Source organism: Rapidithrix thailandica, from assembly GCF_039710355.1.
Classification (GTDB): domain Bacteria; phylum Bacteroidota; class Bacteroidia; order Cytophagales; family Flammeovirgaceae; genus Rapidithrix; species Rapidithrix thailandica.
In genome coordinates this window covers 349,262-370,114 of record NZ_JBDKWZ010000002.1, presented here as the reverse complement: position 1 = coordinate 370,114, position 20,853 = coordinate 349,262, and the positions used below count along the sequence as shown (strand labels likewise).

Annotated in this window: 16 protein-coding genes; 8 read left to right on the top strand and 8 right to left on the bottom strand. The window is 39.4% G+C overall.

Features of this window, described 5'->3' with window-relative positions:
• The first annotated feature begins 157 nt into the window (after positions 1 to 157).
• The 4 genes from AAG747_RS04985 to AAG747_RS04970 all read left to right on the top strand — a co-directional run bounded on the left by AAG747_RS04985 (position 158) and on the right by AAG747_RS04970 (position 5,610).
• A complete protein-coding gene (locus tag AAG747_RS04985) occupies positions 158 to 928 on the top strand; it encodes a helix-turn-helix domain-containing protein (protein ID WP_346820036.1) in 771 nt (256 codons plus the stop codon).
• Between the two features lie 77 nt (positions 929 to 1,005).
• Positions 1,006 to 1,737: a VOC family protein gene (locus AAG747_RS04980; protein ID WP_346820035.1), complete on the top strand. Its 732-nt coding sequence runs from the start codon at positions 1,006 to 1,008 to the stop codon at positions 1,735 to 1,737.
• A gap of 198 nt (positions 1,738 to 1,935) precedes the next feature.
• Positions 1,936 to 2,478, top strand: a complete 543-nt coding sequence (locus AAG747_RS04975; protein WP_346820034.1) for a GNAT family N-acetyltransferase — start codon at positions 1,936 to 1,938, stop codon at positions 2,476 to 2,478.
• An 843-nt stretch (positions 2,479 to 3,321) separates the two neighbouring features.
• The gene (locus AAG747_RS04970) at positions 3,322 to 5,610 is read left to right on the top strand and encodes a GH92 family glycosyl hydrolase (RefSeq protein WP_346820033.1); all 2,289 of its coding nucleotides are present in this window, start codon (positions 3,322 to 3,324) and stop codon (positions 5,608 to 5,610) included.
• 146 nt (positions 5,611 to 5,756) lie between these two features.
• On the opposite strand, the gene AAG747_RS04965 is transcribed toward AAG747_RS04970, so the two are convergent.
• The 5 genes from AAG747_RS04965 to AAG747_RS04945 all read right to left on the bottom strand — a co-directional run bounded on the left by AAG747_RS04965 (position 5,757) and on the right by AAG747_RS04945 (position 9,819).
• The gene (locus tag AAG747_RS04965; protein ID WP_346820032.1) at positions 5,757 to 6,545 is read right to left on the bottom strand and encodes a PhzF family phenazine biosynthesis protein; all 789 of its coding nucleotides are present in this window, start codon (positions 6,543 to 6,545) and stop codon (positions 5,757 to 5,759) included.
• Positions 6,546 to 6,561: 16 nt separating this feature from the next.
• A complete protein-coding gene (locus tag AAG747_RS04960) occupies positions 6,562 to 6,798 on the bottom strand; it encodes a hypothetical protein (RefSeq protein WP_346820031.1) in 237 nt (78 codons plus the stop codon).
• 225 nt (positions 6,799 to 7,023) lie between these two features.
• Complete coding sequence (locus tag AAG747_RS04955) at positions 7,024 to 7,455, bottom strand: hypothetical protein (protein WP_346820030.1); 432 nt, start codon at positions 7,453 to 7,455, stop codon at positions 7,024 to 7,026.
• Between the two features lie 11 nt (positions 7,456 to 7,466).
• Positions 7,467 to 9,308, bottom strand: coding sequence for a radical SAM protein (locus tag AAG747_RS04950; protein ID WP_346820029.1), 1,842 nt, complete (start codon positions 9,306 to 9,308; stop codon positions 7,467 to 7,469).
• A complete protein-coding gene (locus AAG747_RS04945) occupies positions 9,301 to 9,819 on the bottom strand; it encodes a hypothetical protein (RefSeq protein WP_346820028.1) in 519 nt (172 codons plus the stop codon). The genes AAG747_RS04950 and AAG747_RS04945 overlap by 8 nt, the downstream gene beginning before the upstream one ends.
• Positions 9,820 to 10,190: 371 nt before the next feature.
• Here AAG747_RS04945 and AAG747_RS04940 point away from each other — a divergent pair, with 371 nt between their 5' ends.
• A complete protein-coding gene (locus tag AAG747_RS04940) occupies positions 10,191 to 11,327 on the top strand; it encodes an SMI1/KNR4 family protein (protein WP_346820027.1) in 1,137 nt (378 codons plus the stop codon).
• Between the two features lie 413 nt (positions 11,328 to 11,740).
• Here the strand turns inward: AAG747_RS04940 and AAG747_RS04935 are convergent, their stop codons facing one another.
• Positions 11,741 to 11,914, bottom strand: coding sequence for a hypothetical protein (locus AAG747_RS04935; RefSeq protein WP_346820026.1), 174 nt, complete (start codon positions 11,912 to 11,914; stop codon positions 11,741 to 11,743).
• Between the two features lie 588 nt (positions 11,915 to 12,502).
• On the opposite strand from AAG747_RS04935, the gene AAG747_RS04930 reads away from it, so the two are divergent.
• Positions 12,503 to 12,925 carry a hypothetical protein gene (locus AAG747_RS04930; RefSeq protein WP_346820025.1) on the top strand — a complete coding sequence of 141 codons (423 nt, stop codon included), beginning with the start codon at positions 12,503 to 12,505 and terminating at the stop codon, positions 12,923 to 12,925.
• 195 nt (positions 12,926 to 13,120) lie between these two features.
• Here the strand turns inward: AAG747_RS04930 and AAG747_RS04925 are convergent, their stop codons facing one another.
• Positions 13,121 to 13,576, bottom strand: coding sequence for an Hsp20/alpha crystallin family protein (locus AAG747_RS04925; protein WP_346820024.1), 456 nt, complete (start codon positions 13,574 to 13,576; stop codon positions 13,121 to 13,123).
• 468 nt (positions 13,577 to 14,044) lie between these two features.
• Between AAG747_RS04925 and AAG747_RS04920 the strand changes: the two genes are divergently transcribed.
• Positions 14,045 to 17,215 carry a S41 family peptidase gene (locus AAG747_RS04920; RefSeq protein WP_346820023.1) on the top strand — a complete coding sequence of 1,057 codons (3,171 nt, stop codon included), beginning with the start codon at positions 14,045 to 14,047 and terminating at the stop codon, positions 17,213 to 17,215.
• Positions 17,216 to 17,337: 122 nt separating this feature from the next.
• On the opposite strand, the gene aspS is transcribed toward AAG747_RS04920, so the two are convergent.
• Complete coding sequence (aspS, locus tag AAG747_RS04915; RefSeq protein WP_346820022.1) at positions 17,338 to 19,083, bottom strand: aspartate--tRNA ligase; 1,746 nt, start codon at positions 19,081 to 19,083, stop codon at positions 17,338 to 17,340.
• Positions 19,084 to 19,536: 453 nt separating this feature from the next.
• Between aspS and AAG747_RS04910 the strand changes: the two genes are divergently transcribed.
• Positions 19,537 to 20,844, top strand: coding sequence for a DUF4270 family protein (locus tag AAG747_RS04910; protein WP_346820021.1), 1,308 nt, complete (start codon positions 19,537 to 19,539; stop codon positions 20,842 to 20,844).
• Positions 20,845 to 20,853: the final 9 nt, after the last annotated feature.

The window sequence follows — 20,853 nt, the reverse complement described above, 5'->3', positions numbered from 1 at the left end:
AACAATAGCTTTGGCTATTCTTTTCAATTAAGTACTTTGATGAGCCGATTTTGATTCCATGCTCGGTTAAAAACTATAAGTTTAAACCACTTCGCCAACTAAAGTGCCCTAAAGGAAAATTTTTAACCTTCCGTTTCATTAGTAGTTCAAAATCTGTATGATCATAGAAATTATTCAGCCTTGTGAAGAATTAAAAGGTTATATCGAACATTTTTGGGTGGGTCGCTGGGAGGGCTGTGGTAAAGAACATTTTACCTATTATGCCACTGCGAATATCCAGACAGAATTGGTTTTTGCATATACGATACACCCGGTATATGGTCCTGAATTGGTATTTTCTTCTGTGCAAGGACATACTGACAGTTTTGGGCAATATCCGGTGAGTGGGGTTAATGAACTTTTTGGAGTATCCTTATATGCCCATGCTATCCCTTATCTTTTTGATATTTCTGCCTCTGAGTTGAATAACCAATTGGTGTACTTTGATGCTTTGTTGGAGGGGCAACCGGATCGAGGGGTTAATGAAAAAATGGCGATGGCCACTACGGTTCAACAACGGGTTGCGGTCCTCACCGATTATTTCAAGTTACAATTAAGGGATAAATACACCAAGGACCCTGTGATGTCCGGTGCCATTCAATATATCAAACAACATAAGGGTATGGTAAACATCCGTGAGTTGGCTTCGGAATTTTGTCTTTCTCAAAAGCAGTTTGAAAGAAGATTTAAGAGTTTTACTTCCTTTACTCCCAAGCTGTATTCCCGGGTAACGCGCTTTGATGCGGCTTTTATGGCTTGTTTGTCTAACGGCTCCCTTGCCGAAGTTGCTTACACTCACGGTTATTATGATCAGGCGCACTTTATTCACGAGTTTAAAAAGTTTTCAGGTTTTAGCCCTCAAAAATACTTTTCCCTGGCAGATTATTAAGAATGTCTGTTTTTTACAATTTCGGTTTGGCGTTCTCCATTACTTTAGCAAAGTAAATAAGCCTATCTTCAAACCGAATGAAAAGTAAGAGTGAATTGCCCCATCCGGAACCTCAGGGAAAAGTGATTCCGGTGTTACCTTGTCCCGATATTCATAAACAGACCGCTTTTTTTGAGCAGTTGGGATTTACCCTTTTAGGCAAGTACAGGTCTCCCAATGCTTATGCAATCCTGCGGTTTGGCAATATTGAATTGCATTTTTATGGAAATAAGAAACTGGTGCCGGCCCAAAACCCTTCGATGTGTTATATAAAGATAAAGGATGTGGATGAGCTGTATCATTCTTTTGTGAGCGCGATCAAATGTCATACAGGAAAGGTACCCCGTTCCGGCATTCCAAGGATTTCGAAGATCCGTGATTTGAAAGAAGACCGGAGGTTTACATTGACCGATACGGGAGGAAATACATATTACATTGGCACCCCCGTAAAAGTGAAAGAAGGGAATTTCTTCCGTACTTTGGCAAGTGAAAAGTTTGCCAAGCAATTCTCCCTGTTGTATGATTTGGTTTATTCCAAAGAAGATTTTTTGCTTGCCGCCAGCAGGCTTTCTTTCTTTTTGGAAAGTAAAGACTTATTGTCCGATTTGGACAAAGCAAAGTTTTTGTTGGTGATGCTTGACATACAAAAACAACTGGAATTACCGGTGGATGATACGGAGCTTCAAACAGTCATTGAAAATCAAAAGGAGGGAGGACGTGATTGGGAAAAGGTTCGAAAAAAGTATGAAGAAATACTAAGTGGTGAATAGTTGGAAGTGCTGTTTTTTGATATGCACTTTGTTATTGCTGTTGCTCTATACCGTTATGAGTTTTTTTAGAAATATAAATTTTATGAAAGCCTCCCAAAACCCAAGGTTTTCATCGAAAGTTAGTATCTTTCTCCATTCTCAATCACATACCACTATTCTTGTAATAACTATCTTTAAAGCAACCTTAAGCATAAACTGATGACCATTGAATTAATCCCTGAATTTCAACTTGACCCATCCTCAAAAACGCAAATTGCGAATTTACTGAAAGCCTGTTTTCCGGAAGAAGAATTTCACGGCAGAACCTATTTTAAACAATTGCCTCATTACCGGCTTGTTATGAAAGAAGGAGAGTTGATCGTTGGGCAATTAGGCTTGGATTACCGTGTGATGAGTCTGGGCGGGCAACCCATCAATGTATTAGGCGTGATCGATGTGACCATACTGCCGGAGTTACAAGGGCAAGGCCTTGGGACCAAACTGATGAAAGCACTGGGTGGAATGGTAAGTAAGTATACGGACAATGTGGATTTTATACTGCTTATCGCAGAAAAACATCAATTTTATGAAAACTGCGGATATACCTTGGTCAAACAAAAAGTAAAGTGGCTAACCATTGAAGAGCATATCAACTATGGACTTCAGGAAAATGAATTTGAGGATTGTATAATGATCAAACAGGTAGGCAAAAAAGAGTGGAAAGAAAACGCAGAATTGGATATGTTTGGCTACTGGTATTGATCAACATAGGTGGTGAAGCCTGAAAAAGTTAAGAAATGAAATGATTATTTGAGCATTGGGATGGGATTGAGCTAACTTTCTTACTAATTTTTGTGGTTAGTTATATGTTACTATATAATTACCTTGAATGCTTATGTACTTGAGTGTCAATCGCTCGATGAAATGTAAGATCAGATTGATAAAGATGGGTATGTAACTCCAGTAAAAAAATCAGCTTCAACATCTTTTTTAATCCATTTGCGATGTTTTACCTGTTTAAATTCATACCTCATCAAAGTAGTAAATATTGAAGTGAATTAACCTTTTTCTTTTTTTTTAAATGTTTCAAAAAGGCCTCCTCTGTGTTACTTTTTTCAACAATAGCTTTGGCTATTCTCTTCAAAAAGTGCCTTGATGAGCCAGTTTTTGATTCTATTTTCGGTCCAAAACCATACGTTTAAACCACTTCATTATGAACCTATAGAATTCTGTAATCAAGTTGAAGAAATTAAAAAATACAGACGGTTTTATAAAAAGAGTTTTTTACTGCTTTTTGTATGCTTTCTCGTCTTTCTTATCCTCAAAGAAGGGATAATCGTAAATTATACCAACCTTTAGTACGCAATTGGAAATCTGTTTTCAATAGACTTCGTTCATTCCAACCTTTCCGGCTATCCCGGAACTTGGTCTTTCCTCTTATCTGTAATTTTAAAATAGCAGAAAAGTTTTGGAAAAACAGACTCCAAACCCCCGTCTTCTCATTGAAATTAAACAAGTGGGTTTTGTAGTACAGATCTATAAAAGTACCTTTAAACTGACAAAGTACAAACGAATCATTCAAAACCGATCAACTAATTAACGAAAATGAGAAGATTATTGCTCTTATTATTCCTTGCACACCCTTTTTGGTGTCTTGCACAAGAGAAAGACCTGGTACAATATGCCAACCCCCTTATCGGAACCCATAAAATGGGACATACCTATCCGGGAGCTACCGTGCCTTTTGGGATGGTACAACTCAGCCCGGAAACGGATACCATTCCTTATGAGGTGGATGGACGGTATAACCCCACCGTGTATAAGTACTGTGCCGGGTATCAATACGATGATGCCACGATCGTGGGATTCAGCCATACGCATTTTAGTGGCACGGGTCATTCCGACTTGGGAGATTTTCTGCTAATGCCTACAGAAGGCAAATTGCAAATGAATCCCGGAACCGAAGATAATCCCGAAAGCGGTTTTCGCTCGGCTTTTTCTCATGAAAAAGAACAGGCAGCACCCAATTATTATCAGGTGTTTTTGGAAGATGACGGGATTAATGCCGAACTGACGACCAGCAACCGGGTGGGCTTCCATCAATATACCTTCCCCGAATCATCGGAAGCGCATATTATCTTGGACATGATGTATGGCATCTATAACTATCAAGATAAAAATGTCTGGACATTTATCCGGGTAGAGAACGATACATTGGTGACCGGTTTCCGGCAAACGCGCGGATGGGCCCGTACCCGCACCATGTATTTTGCCATGACTTTTTCCAAGCCTTTTAAAGAGTATGGAACCAAAGATTATTCAAAAAAGCAGGTATACAAGGGGTTTTGGCGGAAGTTTGATCCATCCAAAAACTTTCCCGAGATAGCCGGTGAACAACTCAGAATGCACTTTGATTTTGATACGGAAGAAGGGGAGAAGATCAAGATTAAATTTGCGCTGTCGCCTGTGAGCACAAACAATGCCTTGGAAAACCTGAATGCGGAAATTCCGCATTGGGATTTTGAAAAAGCTAAAAAAGAGGGGCAGCGATTATGGCAGAAAGAATTTGAAAAAATCAAGGTGGAAACAAGTAAGGCAGAAGACATGGTTAATTTTTATACAGCCATGTATCATACCTTTTTAGGGCCTACTACTTATATGGATGTAAACGGTCAGTACAAAGGTTTGGATCAGAACATCCATCAGGCAAAAGGCTTTACCAATTATACTACTTTTTCTCTCTGGGATACGTACCGGGCTTTGCACCCCTTCTTCAACATTATTCAGCCGAAACGCAATGCGGATATGGTGCAGTCGATGTTGGCCCATTACGATCAGAGTGTGCATAAAATGTTGCCGGTATGGTCGCATCATGCCAATGAGAATTGGTGTATGATCGGTTACCATAGCGTGTCCGTAATTGCGGATGCGGTGATAAAAGGAAATGCCGGATTTGATGCCAATAAAGCCCTGGAGGCATGTGTGGTTACGGCTAACTACCGGAAGTATGACGGCCTGGGTTATTATATAGACTTGGGCTATGTGCCGGAAGATAAGAACAGCTCTTCGGTATCCAAAACCCTGGAATATGCCTATGACGATTTTTGCATTGCTCAGATGGCTAAAAAGTTGGGAAGAGAGGATATTTTTCAGAAGTTTAGCAAACGTGCGGAAAACTGGAAAAACGTATACGATGCTTCCATCGGGTATATGCGGCCTAAACTGAGTGACGGTTCATTCCGGAAAGAATTTGATTTGTTGAGCACTCACGGACAGGGGTATATAGAGGGAAATGCCTGGAACTACAGCTTGTATGTGCCGCATGATCCTGCCACCATGATCGAGATGATGGGGGGTAAAAAGAAATTTGTCAAACACCTGGATTCACTTTTTACCATGGAATTGCCGGATGAGTTTTTTGCTCATACCGAAGACATCACCCGGGAGGGGATTATCGGAAATTATGTACACGGTAACGAACCGGCGCATCATGCAGCGTATTTATACAATTGGACAGACCAACCTTGGAAAACGCAAGAGCGCGTCAGAATGATTTTGAAAAAACAATATCAGGCAACTCCTGACGGCTTGGGAGGCAATGACGATTGCGGGCAAATGAGTGCCTGGTATATTTTCAGCTCGTTGGGTTTTTATCCGGTGGCTCCCGGTTCGGATCAATATGCCTTTGGAAGCCCGGCGGTGGAAAAGGCGTCCTTGCAGTTGGGAAATGGAAAAACCTTTGAAGTGGAAGCGATTCACCAAAATGATAAAAATGTCTATGTGAAAAAGATAGAATTGAACGGAAAAACTTTGAACCGGCATTATCTTACACATTCGGAAATTGCTAACGGTGGAAAACTGACCTTTTATATGAGTGCCCGGCCAAAGAAATAAGTAGTGTATTGAATGGCATATTTTCCGAATCAGAAAATCAGATTTGATACATAAAAAGACTAAAAGAAGCGTTGAGGTAGCTTGTCCCAAGGCTTCTTTTTGATACAACAATGTCGTACCGCATTTAGCCATTGTGAGCGGTAGTTTTATTCTAACCATAAGTTTCCGGTGGAATATGTTTTTGCCTGTCCACTAATAATAACCCGGTCACCTCTGTCTTCACAATATAGTGTACCGATTCGCTCTGATACTTGTTGGGCATAAAGTTCTTTTTTGTTGAGTCTTTTTGCCCAAAATGGAATTAAGGAACAATGTGCAGAACCGGTTACCGGATCTTCTAAAATTGATGCTTGTGGCGTGAAAAATCTTGAAACGAAATCACAGGTATCTCCAATTGCTGTTACAATTACTCCTCCGGGGTCAAGATTTATTTGATCGAAAAGTTGTCGGTCAATTTTTATATTTTTTATTTGCTCTTCCGTATCGTAAACCAGTACATAATCTCTTGCTTTTAAAACCTCCCTAGGTTGAATGTTTAAAGATTGGCTAATAATTTCCGGTAACTCTGAAACGGCCGGCATTCTCGAAGGAAAATTCATAGAATACAGATCCTTCTCAACAGAAATTACTAAATCTCCACTCAAGGTATCGAATATTATTTCATCCTTAGGGTAGTTTAGAATAAATTTTAAACAATGAGCAGAGGCAAGAGTTGCGTGACCGCATAAATCCATTTCAATTTCGGGAGTAAACCATCTTAAATGTATTCTATTGCCGTTATCAACAAAAAAAGCAGTTTCAGCCACCGCATTTTCTTTTGCTATTTTTAATAGAATTTCGTCTGGCAACCATTTTTTCAATGGTACAACACAGGCTGGATTTCCACCAAATATTTTATCGGTAAATGCATCGATTTGATATAATGGTAATTTCATTAAATAAATTTTTTATCTAGTTTATCCGAATAATATGCACTGGCTTTTCATATTCTTGAATGCCTTTATCACGACTTGTGGTTGCAATAACATTCAATAAAAAGTTCATTGCTTCTTTATAGTGCTTCACATTATATAAAGCGATAGCTTTAAAAACTTTATAGTCATTATTGGAAGGGAATTCTTGTATTGCTCTGTCAATAAGAGCTATGGATTTTTCATGTTTGGGTCTGGTTTCAACTCCCCATTCCATAATATCGCAAAGCTAAGCAGAGTGGTAGTAAATTTAAGCATTATTTGGGTAGTCATTAATTAATTTTTTCTGATTCGGATAGTTTTTTTGACTTCTTAACTCTATTGCTTTGTTTAATTTTTTGTCCTTTTTTTCAGGATTCTAATTACCGCTAATGTAGATAAAAGAAGCGTTGAGGTAGCTTGTCCCAACGCTTCTTTTTGATACAACAATGTCGTACCCCATTTAGCCATTGTTGTTGTTATTATTGTTGTTATTGTTATTATTATTGTTGTTGTTATTACTATTCCAAGAGGTAATACTGGTATGGGCATGGACGATTCCCAAGTCTGTTTGTTCAAAGTCGACCTTACTGTCATTTAAGTATTTGTCCCTATTGATATGAGCAATTTTCTTTTCGCTAAAAAACAGAATATCCTCTTCGGGGCCCTGAGGAGCGGCATAGGTTTTCAACGGAGCATTTTTTACGATGAGTTTTATTTCACCATTGGCATAAATCAAGTGGGGCTTGGATGCCCGGAAATCTATGAAGTGCTGGACAATCGTCTGACTTAAGTTATTTTTCTCCTCCGGATTGTCAAAACCTAGCATTGTCAGAAACCTGTCTAGGTTGTTAGCCAAGCGAATTATTTGTTTGGGACCTTGTATTCCTATCATTTGTCAATATTTTACTCATTCCAAAAAAATTCAATGTTTTGAAAAGGCAGGTTTATCGCCTGAATATGATAAAATGCATTTTGTTTCTGTTTTTGATAGTGATAATCTCTTAAAGTCAAAGTGGTAAAAAAGATATTATTCGGAACATTCTCTATAAAATACTCCTGACTGGAGCGTAAGAGCTTGCCCAAATTGAATTCAAAGTATTCTGATCCGAGAACCGTACTTTCTTTCAGCAGGTTGTAGAATATCTGATGGGTGAAGAGGTGTTCTTGTTTGGTGCGCTTTTCATCTCCATATACAACTTTGGTATCCCGGAGCATTTGAATATAGAAAGTGTTCCTTATTTTCTCTTTGCAATTGACTTCGAAAATGGATTTTTTGATATGGATGCGGATACTGTCTTCCGGACATAGGTTATAAAATTCTCTTTTAACTTTTAATATTTGAGAGGCTAAGGGGTAGATATCGCCATCCAAATCAAAGAAAAAAGCATCTTCAGCATAAAGACTTTCTAAAATAGTGTCTCCTTCAATAATTGATTTCAAATGGTTGTTAGCTTCCGTAAGCTCTGTAGGCACCTCAAAGGAAATCTTCTTTTCCGGTTTGGCGGAAAGTTTATGAGGGTGCATCCGGAATGTATAGTCTTCCAGAAGTAATTTTTGATGCTCGGTATTTTTTGCCGGAGGATAGGCAATGGGATTGTCCTTATAAATCTCTTTTTGCAATAGACAAGTATATGACTTACCACTTCTCGATTCATTTTTCACAAAGGGGCAACCGGTATGGCATATATGCAGGTATTCACACTTTTGACAGTCTTCATGCAGCTCCTGTTCTTGATGGACTTTGGCGATCTTTTGTTTACCGGCATTCAAAATATCCTCCACCGAGTCGTGAAAGATGTTTCCGTAAAAGAAAGGTTCTACCCCTTGGCCTCTCACACAGGAATATATATTTCCATCCGCTTGCAGCAGAAAAAAGCGTTCACCGCAATTGAACGCATTGGTACAATAGGAAGGGGTGAATTCATCAAACCAATTTCTTTTAAATCCATACTCCAACTCGGTACCGGTGAAACTTTCCTTCATTTTATGATAGAAGGCTACTTGGCCTTCGTGCGAAATGGGGGTAGTATCTAACAAATTGTCGTTAAACTTATCGTCATTCAAGGCTGAGTTAAAGCCAAACATGAAATTAAATTGATTCATGTCGAACTTTAATTCATTATGAATATACCAAATGTCCTGAATCAGCTCATCGCATTTATCGAAATGCTCTTGGTATAAAGTTGCTGATATTTTTTTACCGTGAGGGTATTGGCCCAAGAGCTTGAGGTTATTGAGGGTTTTTGCTAAAGTAGACTGGTCTTTTTTCGTGGTTCTGTATTTTTCATGAAGCGACAAGGGAAGGTCAATACTTGCACTGATGGATACTTTGTGTTCAAGCATCAAGCCGTGAAGTTTGTCAAAATTATACAGATTGGTTTTGATATGGGGATTCACCTTCTTAAAACCATTGGCGGTTAAATGATCAAAGTGATTCAAATAATGCTGTTCAATGAGTTTATACAGTGCTTTGAGCGTGGTTTGCCGGAGGGTAGTTACTTCTCCTCCATGAAGAGAAACATTAAACGGTAAAACGTCTGCCTTTAGAAACTTTTTCAGCGCAAAATCCAAGGCTTCAACGGCTTTGTGTTCTTCTTTGACCAAAGATTTTTGGTCTGTTTGACTGCCTAAGTAACAGTACTTGCATCCCAGGTTGCAAAACATTGTCGGAACATAGAGCAGATGCACCATTTTTTTGAATGGGGCGCTGTTGTCGACTTCTTGTATGTCTTTTACTTTATTCAAAATGTTGCGTTTGATATTTACGGAGAGAGCTTTCGTTTTGTATTTTAATGATTGTTTTTGGCGATCTTTTTTGGATTCTTACTAATATTTTTTCGCTTACTTTACACAGTTTGTTGTATTGATGTTTTTTGATTTTGAAATCTTTACGGGCACCACTTGTAAATTGTACTGATTTGATGAAAAGGGGATGTTCTTTTCCATTTATAGACAATTGCAATTGTTTTTTTTTGCCATCAAACACCGCCTTTTTAATATTTGAAAAATAAATAATTTCATCTCCAATTAGCATAAACTGGTTTTCTAAGATAATGCCTTTTTTCAGGCCCTTATAATGGGATTTGACAAGCAGGACGATCACTAAAAAAATAACCCCCAAAAACCATTTGATGGTCATTAATCCAAGAGTAATTCCTAAAATTACAATTATGATCAGGGAGGAGGGAGCCTTCTTAAAAAATAGTGCTGACTTGGTATGTACATTATACTTGTACTGAACAATATCTGAATTCATTATTGATTAGATTGTATATATGGTTATAACGGTTAGCGTATGATTATGTTTGTCTGTATAAACCACAAATCTTTTTATTTCTTGCACCTCGATAGTATTAGCGTATGTTTAGAATTCGTATTTGGTAGCGAAACTTCCTAGTTTAGGGTTCTTAGAAAATTCTTTTTGATGGTTTGACTATTCGGAGAGTAGTGGAATGATTTGACTGGGTGTCAGCATTCCGGTGGCCGGCATTCCGGTGGCCGGCATTCCGGTGGCCGGCATTCCGGATCACTCAGAAATGATGAACTGAGGTTCCTAAACTAGGAATTTGCAGTCCAAAAGATGAAATTTAAACAGGCTCTTAGAAAAAAAACAATTTGACAATAAAAATGAACTTACAAAAAATACCTTACAACAGCCAGTTAAAGAAGTTAGCGTTTGAAAATTTTGAATTTGCGACCATACCTCTCGAGAGTTTTCCCGCTCCCTATTACAAAGACTACTCTCAACACCCTGATCCGGCTTACCGGAATTACAAATCCTATGATACTTTTGGTTTTCGCGATTTACTCTTAAATGAGCTTTCGGAAGTATTGGGTAGCGAAGTACTAAAACTCATCATCATTACTCCTAAAACGGACAGTGTGCCTTATGAGGCATTCGCTTTTCTTAAAAGTAAAGATATTGTGGCGTTGCATTTTAATAAATCAGGGAGCTTTCAAAAATGGATGGATATAGTGTTTGAAAACCAATTTGAAGGCCTCGCGGAAGACCGAAGAAAGGGGCTGTTTGAAAGACAACCGGAACTGAACCTCAATCCACAGTTTATGGTCACCTTTGGCAAAGGTGAATTTTCTCAAAAAACCGTGAATTCAGGGATGCTGATAGACGAAAGACCTTATGAAAAGACAGGGGAGTATTTGTACAAACGGGTTCCTAAAAAGTATAACGAAGCCAAAATAGCGAAAGAAAAGCAAAAGTATATTGAGAAATATTTGAATACGATGGGGGCCAGGCTGGAGCCGGAAAACTTAAAAAAAACGTTTCAGAACTTTTTGAGCAAACTAGGCTTGCAAGTAATTTCACCCAGGCAAAATGAGGCTGTTTACAAAGAGTTTGAAAACCTGTCGGAGTTCCCTTTCCCGGATGACTTACAAGTTCTTTTTGAATTGCACAATGGCATTCATAAGACTGGGTTTTTAACAGCCGAACAAGTTTTACAAGAGTGGAAGAACTGGAAGGTGATCTATGATGATTGGGTGCAGGAAGAATTGACAGGAAATAATTATCCCGATGGCAGAAAAACGATAGGAATGTATACAAACCCCTATTGGGTGCCTTTTTTAAGTACGGCCGGAGGCAATTTTGCCGCGATTGATTATGCTCCCGGAAGCAAAGGAAAATCCGGGCAAATTATCGCATTTGGTCCGGATGAAGACAAAATTCGGTGGTTGGCAGAAAATATGGAGGATTTTTTACAACAGTGTATCGATGGGAAAGATGTTTTAAATAATGGTTTTGATTAATGATTGCCAGTGGATTGTCTTACTATATTTTAATTACATGATGATGAAAGGGGGGCTTGGCTTCACTCATTTAAAATAGCATTGATTGAAGAACAGCAACCTTTACAGGAATCTGTAAAACAGGCGGTTCACTTTTGAAAACGAACCACTTTTACATACAAAAGGTGGTTCGTTTTATGCATAATTTCAGAGGTGTTGCACATTCTGTTAAGCGCAAGCTCTTTGTGACAGTAATACTTTCTTTTTTCCAAACTAGAAAAATCGAGAAATGAATAGCATACGGACTTTTTGATTTTGTAGACGAATCGACCGGAAAGAATAACCCAGGAAATATGAGTTTCGATGAATTCCGTATCACTTGTGAAGGTGGTGAGCAATGTATGGATTTGTTCCCTTGTCATCGTAAAATTGCATTAGGAATTGCTCTCAGAGGTTTGTAAATAAGCGCGGGTTTCCGCCAAAAACCGGTCGAGATAGTGATTGGTAGCGTATAAGACCAAGTGTTCCTCCTGATGCGGTTCAAATTGATGTTTAATTTGAGTGTATACGGTGAAATCAGCCTCATTGTATGCTCTTTTTTGACTCAACCACTCTTTTATCAGTGCTTCTTTTGAGATTCTAGGGTCTTATGCTTTTAGCACAATAGCGTTTTTCCCCTGTTTTCTGTAACCCCAAGCAGGGGAAGCGCCATAGGATAAAGTAGATACATTTTTAATTAAATCTTCTGATAGGGATCAGTTGAAAGAATGATCTTACTCACCCGCCTGAACAAGCAACCATGAGGTAGTAGACTCGGTTTCAAAAACAATGTATAGAATATAAAACCACCTTAAATGATAAAAGTCAATTGAGTGAGGAAAATTTCCTCATAGGAATAGGCAACAGAATCTTATTCTTTAGTAGTACGATTAATATTTGAATTCAGAAAATTGAAAGTGTTTTTTCAAAGAATATACGCTCTTTGGCTTTAAACAGAGTTAGCTTGGAGTGTATTTAATAGTTTCATTATTAGGTTTTTATATGCTTGGTGTTGATCTGAACGTTTTTATAAAGAAAGGATAAAGACCCATCCAAACATCTCCTAAAGTCCAATCAAACAACCCGTATATAAGAGGACTCATCAACCTTAAAAGGTTATTTCTACTATTCATTTTTTCAACATATAGTCATGAATTATGAATGAATTTGTGCCTGATTTCAGCACATTAAACTTCTTGTCAAATCCTCTCAAAGCTTATCATATTCTTCCGGAAAAACGTAAGTTAATATGTTGGACTTCTTTGCAAGCAATGAGTGATGGGAATCAAATATTGCTTGAGCGAACCGTCCGGCAGTTGCAAGTAAATCTCCTTGTCAAAGTAACCCAACTTCAAAATGCGACAAAGGCGCATGATTGGGACAGTGTATATCGGTTGGCAAAAGCGCTTAAATCTTCCTTGGACATTGTAGATGCGAACATTGTGCAAAATCTCTTTGATATCATTGTACAAAGGGCTTTTCTTAAAGCAAAAGTGGATTCTATCCCCCGCTTAGTACAAATGTGTACAACCTTATGTTATACTGTTCTTCATGAATTAGAGCAATCAGAACCTTCGTAAATTAAGGATAAACTGATCAAGGTGAAAAAAAACGCTGTAATGAAGTGTTTTAAAATAGAAAAAGCGGCTAACTACCGCTTTTTCCAATGAGTGAGCTTGTACTTGAACTCTCTTTAGAAGATTACGATCTTTACTCACCCAAATAATACTGAAGGGTAAAGTTGCAATCGCTTCTAAATTAAGATGGTGCCATTATTAATCTATCCGTATTTGTTTTGACGGTTTTAATTTAGCCTCTTCAACTTTTGGTATATGAATACTCAATATACCTTCGTGGTAGTCTGCTGTGATTTGATCACCGTTAACTATTTTTTCAGGTAGTGTAAAGGAGCGTCTGAAAGAGCTATAGCTGAACTCTCTTCTGGTATAATTGCCCTCTTTGTCTTTTTCTTCTTCTTTTTGTTCCTTCTCAGCTGAAATGACCAATATGTCATTTTTAAATTCAATCTTGAAGTCATTTTTATTCATCCCGGGAGCAGCTACTTCCAGGTCGAAGCCATTGGCTGTTTCTTTGACATTCACAGAAGGAAGCGTGTTCCTTTCAAAGGTGAATTCAGTGGGTTTTCCCATCCAACCTCTGTTGAAGAAGTCTTCAAAAACCGAAGGGAAATCAGGGAAAAAGCCACTACCACTTTTCATTAGAGTTCCCATAATAATTTAAGCTTTAAATGAACGAGTGATGATTGAAAATGTAATTATTATTAGATTGATAATCAATTAGATATATGGAAAATGCAAAGTAAAACTTTATTGTTTTTCGTTCTTTCTGTTCCGGGAAAGGATATAGTTTGAACTTTAGAGGAGTAACGGTTTTTTGATCTTGAAGGATAGTATTTTTTGATGTTTAAAATTAACCGGAAAAAGTATTTTTTAGGATGACAAATGTCATAAAGTGTACAATTGTTTTTCAGTTTTTTTATGATAAAAATTAAGTTTATGTAGAGACTTTATGGGCTAGCGAATAGCCAGTGTGTTTGTCAAAGGAATAGATTTTCCCACCATTCTTCCATTCATACCGTTACTTTTTCCTCCTATCAATAAATTTAGGGTTTGTATGCATTCGTTTCTTATCTTAAAAGAAATTTTTTTAGACGAACTATATTCTATAAAAAACAAATCATGCTTAATAAACTACCCTTTTTTCTCAGTATCCTACTACTGCCATTGCTTGTTGTAGCGCAAAGCAAACAGGTGGTTTTTACTTTGGACCCGGCCCTTACACCGGATGCGCAAACCATAATATTTAGTTATGAAGGGGACTTGTGGAAGGTGCCGGTGAATGGAGGAGAGGCTACCCGGCTCACGGCAATGGAAGGGGAAGAAACCCGGCCGAATGTCTCTCCGGATGGGAAATGGTTGGCTTTTACCGGAACACAATTCGGAAATAAAGATGTGTATATCATGCCTCTGGAAGGAGGGGAAATCCGGCAATTGACCTACCATGAGGCCGCTGATGAAGTGGACTCCTGGACATGGGACAGCCAACATATTTACTTTTCTTCTAGCCGTTACAATCAAACCAGTGGTTATAAAGTGAATTTAGAGGGCGGTACTCCGTTACGCCTGTTCAATCACTATTTTAATTTTGTTCAGAACGTGGTGGAAAGCCCAATCACAGGAGAGATTTTTTTTAACGAATCCTGGGAAAGTAAGATTTTTGCCCATCGCAAACGCTATAAGGGTGATTTTAATCCCGATATTAAATCGTATCATCCAAATTCAAAAGAGTTTAAAAAGTACACGGATTACCGGGGGAAAGACTTTGCCGCAACCTTGGACAAACAAGGAAACCTCTATTTTATATCGGATGAAGTCAATGGAGAATACAACTTGTATACCTTTTCAGGCAATACAAAAAAAGCCTTGACTAAATTTCCTACCTCAATTATGTGGCCTAAAGTAAGTGCAAACGGCGAAAAAGTGGTTTTTAGGAAAGATTATCAAATCTATGTGTACGATGTGGCAACGGGTAAAACTAGTTCTCCGACAATCCGGATTTTCAAAAACGTAGTACTGGGAAAAGAACAGGATTATAAAGTAGCCGGAAATATCAGAACATTTGATGTGTCGTCTGACAAGAAAAAAATTGCTTTTGTCTCAAGAGGAAGGTTGTTTGTTTCGGACATCAAAGGAAAGTTTGTGAAACAATTGACAACCTCTGCCGAAGAAGCGGTGAGAGAAGTCAAATGGCTCAACGACAACAAAACCCTTCTTTATTCACAGACGGACGGTGGGTATTACAATTGGTTTACAATCGCAGCGGATGGCTCAAAACCGGAAAAGCAAATTACCAAAGAAACCCAAAATAACCGTTTGATTTCTTTTAACAGTGATAAAACCCAAGGGGTCTATTTGAGTGGTAGGAATGAAGTCCGTTTGCTGGATTTGACTTCCATGAAAAGTACCACTCTGGTAAAAGACGAATTGTGGGGGTTTTATAATACGTATCCATTATTTTCTCCGGATGACAGATATGTGGTCTATAATGCAAAGCGGCATTTTGAGAATGATATTTTTGTGGTCAAGTTAGAGGATAAAAAAGTCATCAACCTGACGCACACCAAAGTTTCGGAAAATACTCCTTTCTGGTCTCCGGACGGTAAGTATTTGTATTTCTCTTCTGACAGACAGAACCCTAGCTATCCGTACGGAACCCGGAATAGTAATATTTACAAAATGGCTTTGGACAAGTTTGAAGCCCCGTTTAAGTCAGACAAGTTCGAAGAGTTATTTAAAGAGGAGGAAAAGAAAGAGGGGGAAAAAGCGGAGGAAAAAAACTCTAAGAAACAGAGTGCTGCTGAGAAAGAGGAGGGCAAAAATCAAGTAGCGGTCAGCATCAATTTGGATGGACTCATGGAGCGGTTGGAACAAATCGGTCCGGACTTTGGTCAACAAGACAGCCCCTTTGTTATCCAAAAAAGTGGGAAAACAATGGTGTTTTACCTCACGAATCATGACGAAGGAAACACTTATCTGTGGAAAACGACTTTGGAAGACTTTGAATCTCCGAAATCTGAAAAAGTAGGCAAATCCAAAATCAGAGGGTATGAATTGGTAAGTGCAGGTGATAAATACTACCTGTTGACAGGTGGCAATATTCATTCTTTTAGTCCGGAATCTGGCAAGCTGGATAAAATAGAGATACAACATACATTCCGCAAAAGGCTTTCACAGGAATTCGGTCAGTTGTATTACGAAGCTTGGGCTGGGGTGGAAACCAATTTTTATGATGAACAATTTCACGGGCAAGACTGGCAAAAATTACGCGACCAATATGCGGCCTATCTTCCACACCTGAGTAGTCGGGAGCACCTGAGGATGATTTTTAATGATATGTTGGGAGAGTTGAATACTTCGCATATGGGCTTTTATTCTTCTGGTAAAGAAGAAAAGTTGTATTTCGGCTCGCGGTCTATTGCTACCGGGGTACTGTTTGATGAAAATGATCCGTATGTAGTGAAGCGAATTGTTAAAAACAGTCCTGCGGATGTCACCGGGAAAGATATACAACCGGGAGACCGGTTGGTGGCGATTGATGGAGTGCCTGTGAATCCGGCCAGAAACCGTGAAATGTACCTGTCACATCCTTCATTAGACCCGGAAATTACTTTTACCTTTGAACGGAATGGTGTCCGGAAAGAAGTGAAATTACATACCACTACTTACTACTCCATCAAAAGTCTGTTGTACGATGAATGGCAAGACACCAATCAAGCGTATGTGGATGAGAAGTCCGGGAATCAAGTGGCGTATGTGCATATGAAAAATATGGGGCAGGATGAATTAGAAAAGTTTATGCATGATATGGTGGCAGAAGGAGGCTATAAAAACGGATTGATCCTGGACCTTCGCTTCAATACAGGAGGAAATGTGCATGACGATGTGTTGCGTTTTCTCAGCCAAAAGCCTTATTTGCAATGGAAATACAGAGAAGGTAAAATGACGCAACAATCCAACTTTGGCCCTTCCGCCAAGCCGATTGTCTTGTTGATCAATGAGCAATCCTTATCCGATGCAGAGATGACAGCCGCCGGGTTTAAAGAGCTTGGGTTGGGGAGTATCGTAGGAACGGAAACCTACCGTTGGATTATCTTTACCAGCGGCCAGTCATTGGTAGACGGTTCATTCTACCGCTTGCCTTCATGGGGTTGTTATACCTTGGATGGTAAAGATTTGGAGGTCGAAGGAGTAAAGCCTGATATTTATGTGGGTGAAAGTTTCAAGGATCGAATGGATCATCGTCAACCCCAATTGGATAAGGCGATCGAGGTGATCATGGATAAGATTTAATCTTATACACCTGCCTGATATACCTTGTCAGGCAGGTGTATTTTGGATTTAACTATTCATTATACACAAAGAAGCTACCCATTTCACAGGTGGCTTCTTTGTGTATAGATAAGTGTATTTTCTTACTTTAATTTAATTGAAAGCTCATCTAGCTGTTCGTTGTTAATGGCAGAAGGTGAGTCGATCATTACATCCCTACCGGAATTGTTTTTCGGGAAGGCAATAAAGTCTCTGATCGAATCGACTCCTCCAAACAAGGCACACAAACGGTCGAAGCCAAAGGCAATACCTCCATGTGGCGGTGCTCCGTATTCGAAGGCATCCAATAGGAAGCCGAATTGTTCTTTTGCTTCTTCCGGAGTAAACCCAAGGGCGTTGAACATTTTCTCTTGTTCTTCCCGGTTGTGGATACGGATGGAACCTCCACCTACTTCTACACCGTTAATTACCAGGTCATATGCGTTAGCCCGCACCTTTCCAGGCTCACTTTCCAAATGTGGAAGGTCTTCCGGTACCGCCGAAGTGAATGGGTGGTGCATGGCATACCAACGTTTGGTATCCCGGTCGTATTCTAACAAGGGGAAGTTCACTACCCAAAGTGGTTTGAACAGCTCCTTGTCTCTCAATCCTAACTGGCTTCCCATTTCCAAGCGTAGTTCGCACATTGCTTTGCGGGTTGCATCGGTTTCACCGGAGAGAACCAAGAGCAAATCGCCTGCTTGGGCACCACATTTTTCCGCCCATGCTTTTAAGTCCTCTTGAGAGTAAAATTTATCTACAGACGACTTGAAAGTACCGTCCTCGTTGCATTTTACATACACCAATCCTTTGGCACCGATTTGAGGGCGTTTCACCCAGTTGGTCAGGCCATCCAATTGCTTACGGGTATAGTTGGCACAGCCAGATGCACAAATGGCAACGACTAATTCAGCATCGTCAAATACTTTAAAGCCCTTGTTTTGAGCTACATCATTAAGCTCGACAAACTTCATTTCAAAGCGAATATCCGGTTTGTCAGAACCATAGTATTTCATGGCATCAGCATATTCCATTCGAGGGAAGTCCGCCAGCTCAATATTTTTTACTTGCTTGAACAAGTATTTTGTCAAACCTTCAAAAGTATGTAAAATATCCTTTTGAGATACAAAAGACATTTCACAGTCAATTTGAGTGAACTCCGGCTGTCGGTCTGCCCGTAAGTCTTCATCCCGGAAGCATTTGACAATTTGATAGTAACGGTCAAAACCAGAAACCATCAACAGTTGCTTAAAGGTTTGTGGCGACTGAGGCAATGCATAAAACTGACCGGGATTCATCCGGGAAGGCACCAAAAAGTCTCTGGCTCCCTCAGGAGTGGATTTGATCAGTACAGGAGTTTCCACTTCCAGGAATTTCTCCCCGTCCAGGTAGTCGCGAGTAGCTTTGGATACCTGATGGCGGATTTCCAGGTTTTTTCTTACTACATTTCTTCTCAAGTCCAAATAGCGGTATTTCATCCGCAAATCGTCCCCTCCATCCGTTTCGTCTTCTATGATAAAAGGAGGTACTTTTGCCGGGTTTAATACCTCAAGTTGCCCCACTTTGATTTCAATATCTCCGGTAGGGATTTTAGGGTTTTTCGACACTCTTTCAATGACCTGACCGCTTGCCTGGATGACAAACTCACGGCCCAAAGATTCACTGGTTTCCACAATTTCTTTGGCAGAATTGCTTTCTTCGACCACCAATTGAGTGATACCGTAGCGGTCGCGTACGTCAATCCAGATGAGTCCCCCTTTATTTCTGATGCGTTGTACCCAACCACTAATGGTAGCTTCTTGCCCCACATGGTCGATCCGAAGTTCTCCGCAAGTATGAGTTCTTAACATTTTTGATTTAATTTTTCATTTTTGACGATGAGGCACAAAAATACAGATTTATACGGTTTATCCCATTTTCAGAACCCAGTTATTAGAAAGGAACTTCACAGGCCGAACGTTTATTTCTCCTATTTGATGATATCTGAAACCCCGATTCCCCGTTCACCAAACCCAGTATTTTTTCAACCAACGTCATTTTTGAGGGCAAATATGAGTTGATTGAGGGAACAATTCCGTTTGTTGAAAATTCTTTAGTAGTCCATAGTCCCCATTTATCTTAGCCAAAGATTATTCTTCTCAACTCATTGTATTCTGCTGAAACAGCGCTGTTCAGTGCATTGATAAGATAGGTTGGCGGTTGTTGAATCAATCTGATTTTAGGTAACACCTGGGATGGGTATTGACTCTCTTTGCCAATGGTGAACAAGCATTGTGGTAAAACATTATAGTCTTTAAAAGTTTATGAATAAGAAATGCTTTCAACCGGCCGTCATAATTTTTGTATTGGGATGGTTTGGGTTTTCCTGCTCTCAGAATGAAGAAGTAGGATTAGAAATTGTTGATAATCCCTTGGAACTCTGGGTAATCGACACCTTTTCAGTAAATGCCTCAACGTTTTTATATGATTCTTTGCCAAGTTCCGCTTCGGAAACGCTGCTGGCGGGGAGTTATCATGACGCGGTTTTAGGAGACGTGAAAACCAAGAGCTTTTTCCAAGTGGGGCTGAGTGGCGAAATGGATACGGAAAACACACTTTTTGATTCGCTCTTTCTGGTTCTTAAATATACAGGGTATCAGTACGGAAATTTGGAGAGCACTTCATCTCTTCAGGTTCACAGGGTTTTGGAAAATCTGGATGACGGTGAATCTGATAGGTATTATCAGTTTTCATCTATCGCCTATGAGCCCGAACCGTTAGCAAGTTTTTCTCTCAAAAAAGAACCGGAAGAAGGGGATTCCATTGCCATTAAACTGCCTGAAAGCTTGGGGGAAGAGCTTTTTGAAAAAATTAAAGACGAGGCAGATACGCTGAGTGCTCAAAGTGACTTTCTGGAGTATTTTAAAGGCTTGGTTTTGGTGTCGGAAAGCAAGGAAGGTAAAGTGGTGGCTTTTGCCTTGGGTGATGCCGCTTTACACATGCACTATCATAAAATATCCGATACGGACGAACCTGATACATATGTTTTTCCGGTGGTGAATTCCAGCCTTCAGTTTAATCAATTTCAAGCGAACCGGAGTAATACCATACTTACCAACCTGGAGCCTATGGTTGACCTCTCTGCGGAAGATACGGATGGAAATACCTTTATACAACCAGGTGTAGGTTTGGTTACCAGAATACGGTTTCCCTCGATTCGTGAATTTAAAAGTTTGGGAAATAACTACTTGATTAACCTGGCAAAGCTGCGAATCAACGTTGAAGCCGGGACGTATAATGAGCACTCATTGCCTGAAGAATTAGTGCTATATCAATTTGATAAATACACTCCATGGGGTGGGGTATTGTACGAGAATTTTTTAGAAGAACAGGCACAAGTGGCTTCCTTGCAGCTGGATTTGGAAGCCCATCAAAACACCTATTATGAATTCACGATCACCGACTATTTGGATTCTCTTATGTCGCTGCCTGACAACCTGGGGAACGGTTTGCTCTTGGGTTTACCTTTTCCGGAAGAAGTTACCACCCTTGACCGGGTGATTGTTGGTCCGAATCAAGGGCAAAACCAAAGCATACAACTATTACTTTATGTAACTATTATCCATAATTAATTTATTCCA

What these genes read in the sequence shown, in the direction of transcription:
- AAG747_RS04985 (WP_346820036.1), top strand. Translation starts at nt 158, where the DNA reads ATGATCATAGAAATTATTCAGCCTTGTGAAGAATTAAAAGGTTATATC.
- AAG747_RS04980 (WP_346820035.1), top strand. Translation starts at nt 1,006, where the DNA reads ATGAAAAGTAAGAGTGAATTGCCCCATCCGGAACCTCAGGGAAAAGTG.
- AAG747_RS04975 (WP_346820034.1), top strand. Translation starts at nt 1,936, where the DNA reads ATGACCATTGAATTAATCCCTGAATTTCAACTTGACCCATCCTCAAAA.
- AAG747_RS04970 (WP_346820033.1), top strand. Translation starts at nt 3,322, where the DNA reads ATGAGAAGATTATTGCTCTTATTATTCCTTGCACACCCTTTTTGGTGT.
- AAG747_RS04965 (WP_346820032.1), bottom strand. Translation starts at nt 6,545, where the DNA reads ATGAAATTACCATTATATCAAATCGATGCATTTACCGATAAAATATTT.
- AAG747_RS04960 (WP_346820031.1), bottom strand. Translation starts at nt 6,798, where the DNA reads ATGGAATGGGGAGTTGAAACCAGACCCAAACATGAAAAATCCATAGCT.
- AAG747_RS04955 (WP_346820030.1), bottom strand. Translation starts at nt 7,455, where the DNA reads ATGATAGGAATACAAGGTCCCAAACAAATAATTCGCTTGGCTAACAAC.
- AAG747_RS04945 (WP_346820028.1), bottom strand. Translation starts at nt 9,819, where the DNA reads ATGAATTCAGATATTGTTCAGTACAAGTATAATGTACATACCAAGTCA.
- AAG747_RS04940 (WP_346820027.1), top strand. Translation starts at nt 10,191, where the DNA reads ATGAACTTACAAAAAATACCTTACAACAGCCAGTTAAAGAAGTTAGCG.
- AAG747_RS04930 (WP_346820025.1), top strand. Translation starts at nt 12,503, where the DNA reads ATGAATGAATTTGTGCCTGATTTCAGCACATTAAACTTCTTGTCAAAT.
- AAG747_RS04925 (WP_346820024.1), bottom strand. Translation starts at nt 13,576, where the DNA reads ATGGGAACTCTAATGAAAAGTGGTAGTGGCTTTTTCCCTGATTTCCCT.
- AAG747_RS04920 (WP_346820023.1), top strand. Translation starts at nt 14,045, where the DNA reads ATGCTTAATAAACTACCCTTTTTTCTCAGTATCCTACTACTGCCATTG.
- aspS (WP_346820022.1), bottom strand. Translation starts at nt 19,083, where the DNA reads ATGTTAAGAACTCATACTTGCGGAGAACTTCGGATCGACCATGTGGGG.
- AAG747_RS04910 (WP_346820021.1), top strand. Translation starts at nt 19,537, where the DNA reads ATGAATAAGAAATGCTTTCAACCGGCCGTCATAATTTTTGTATTGGGA.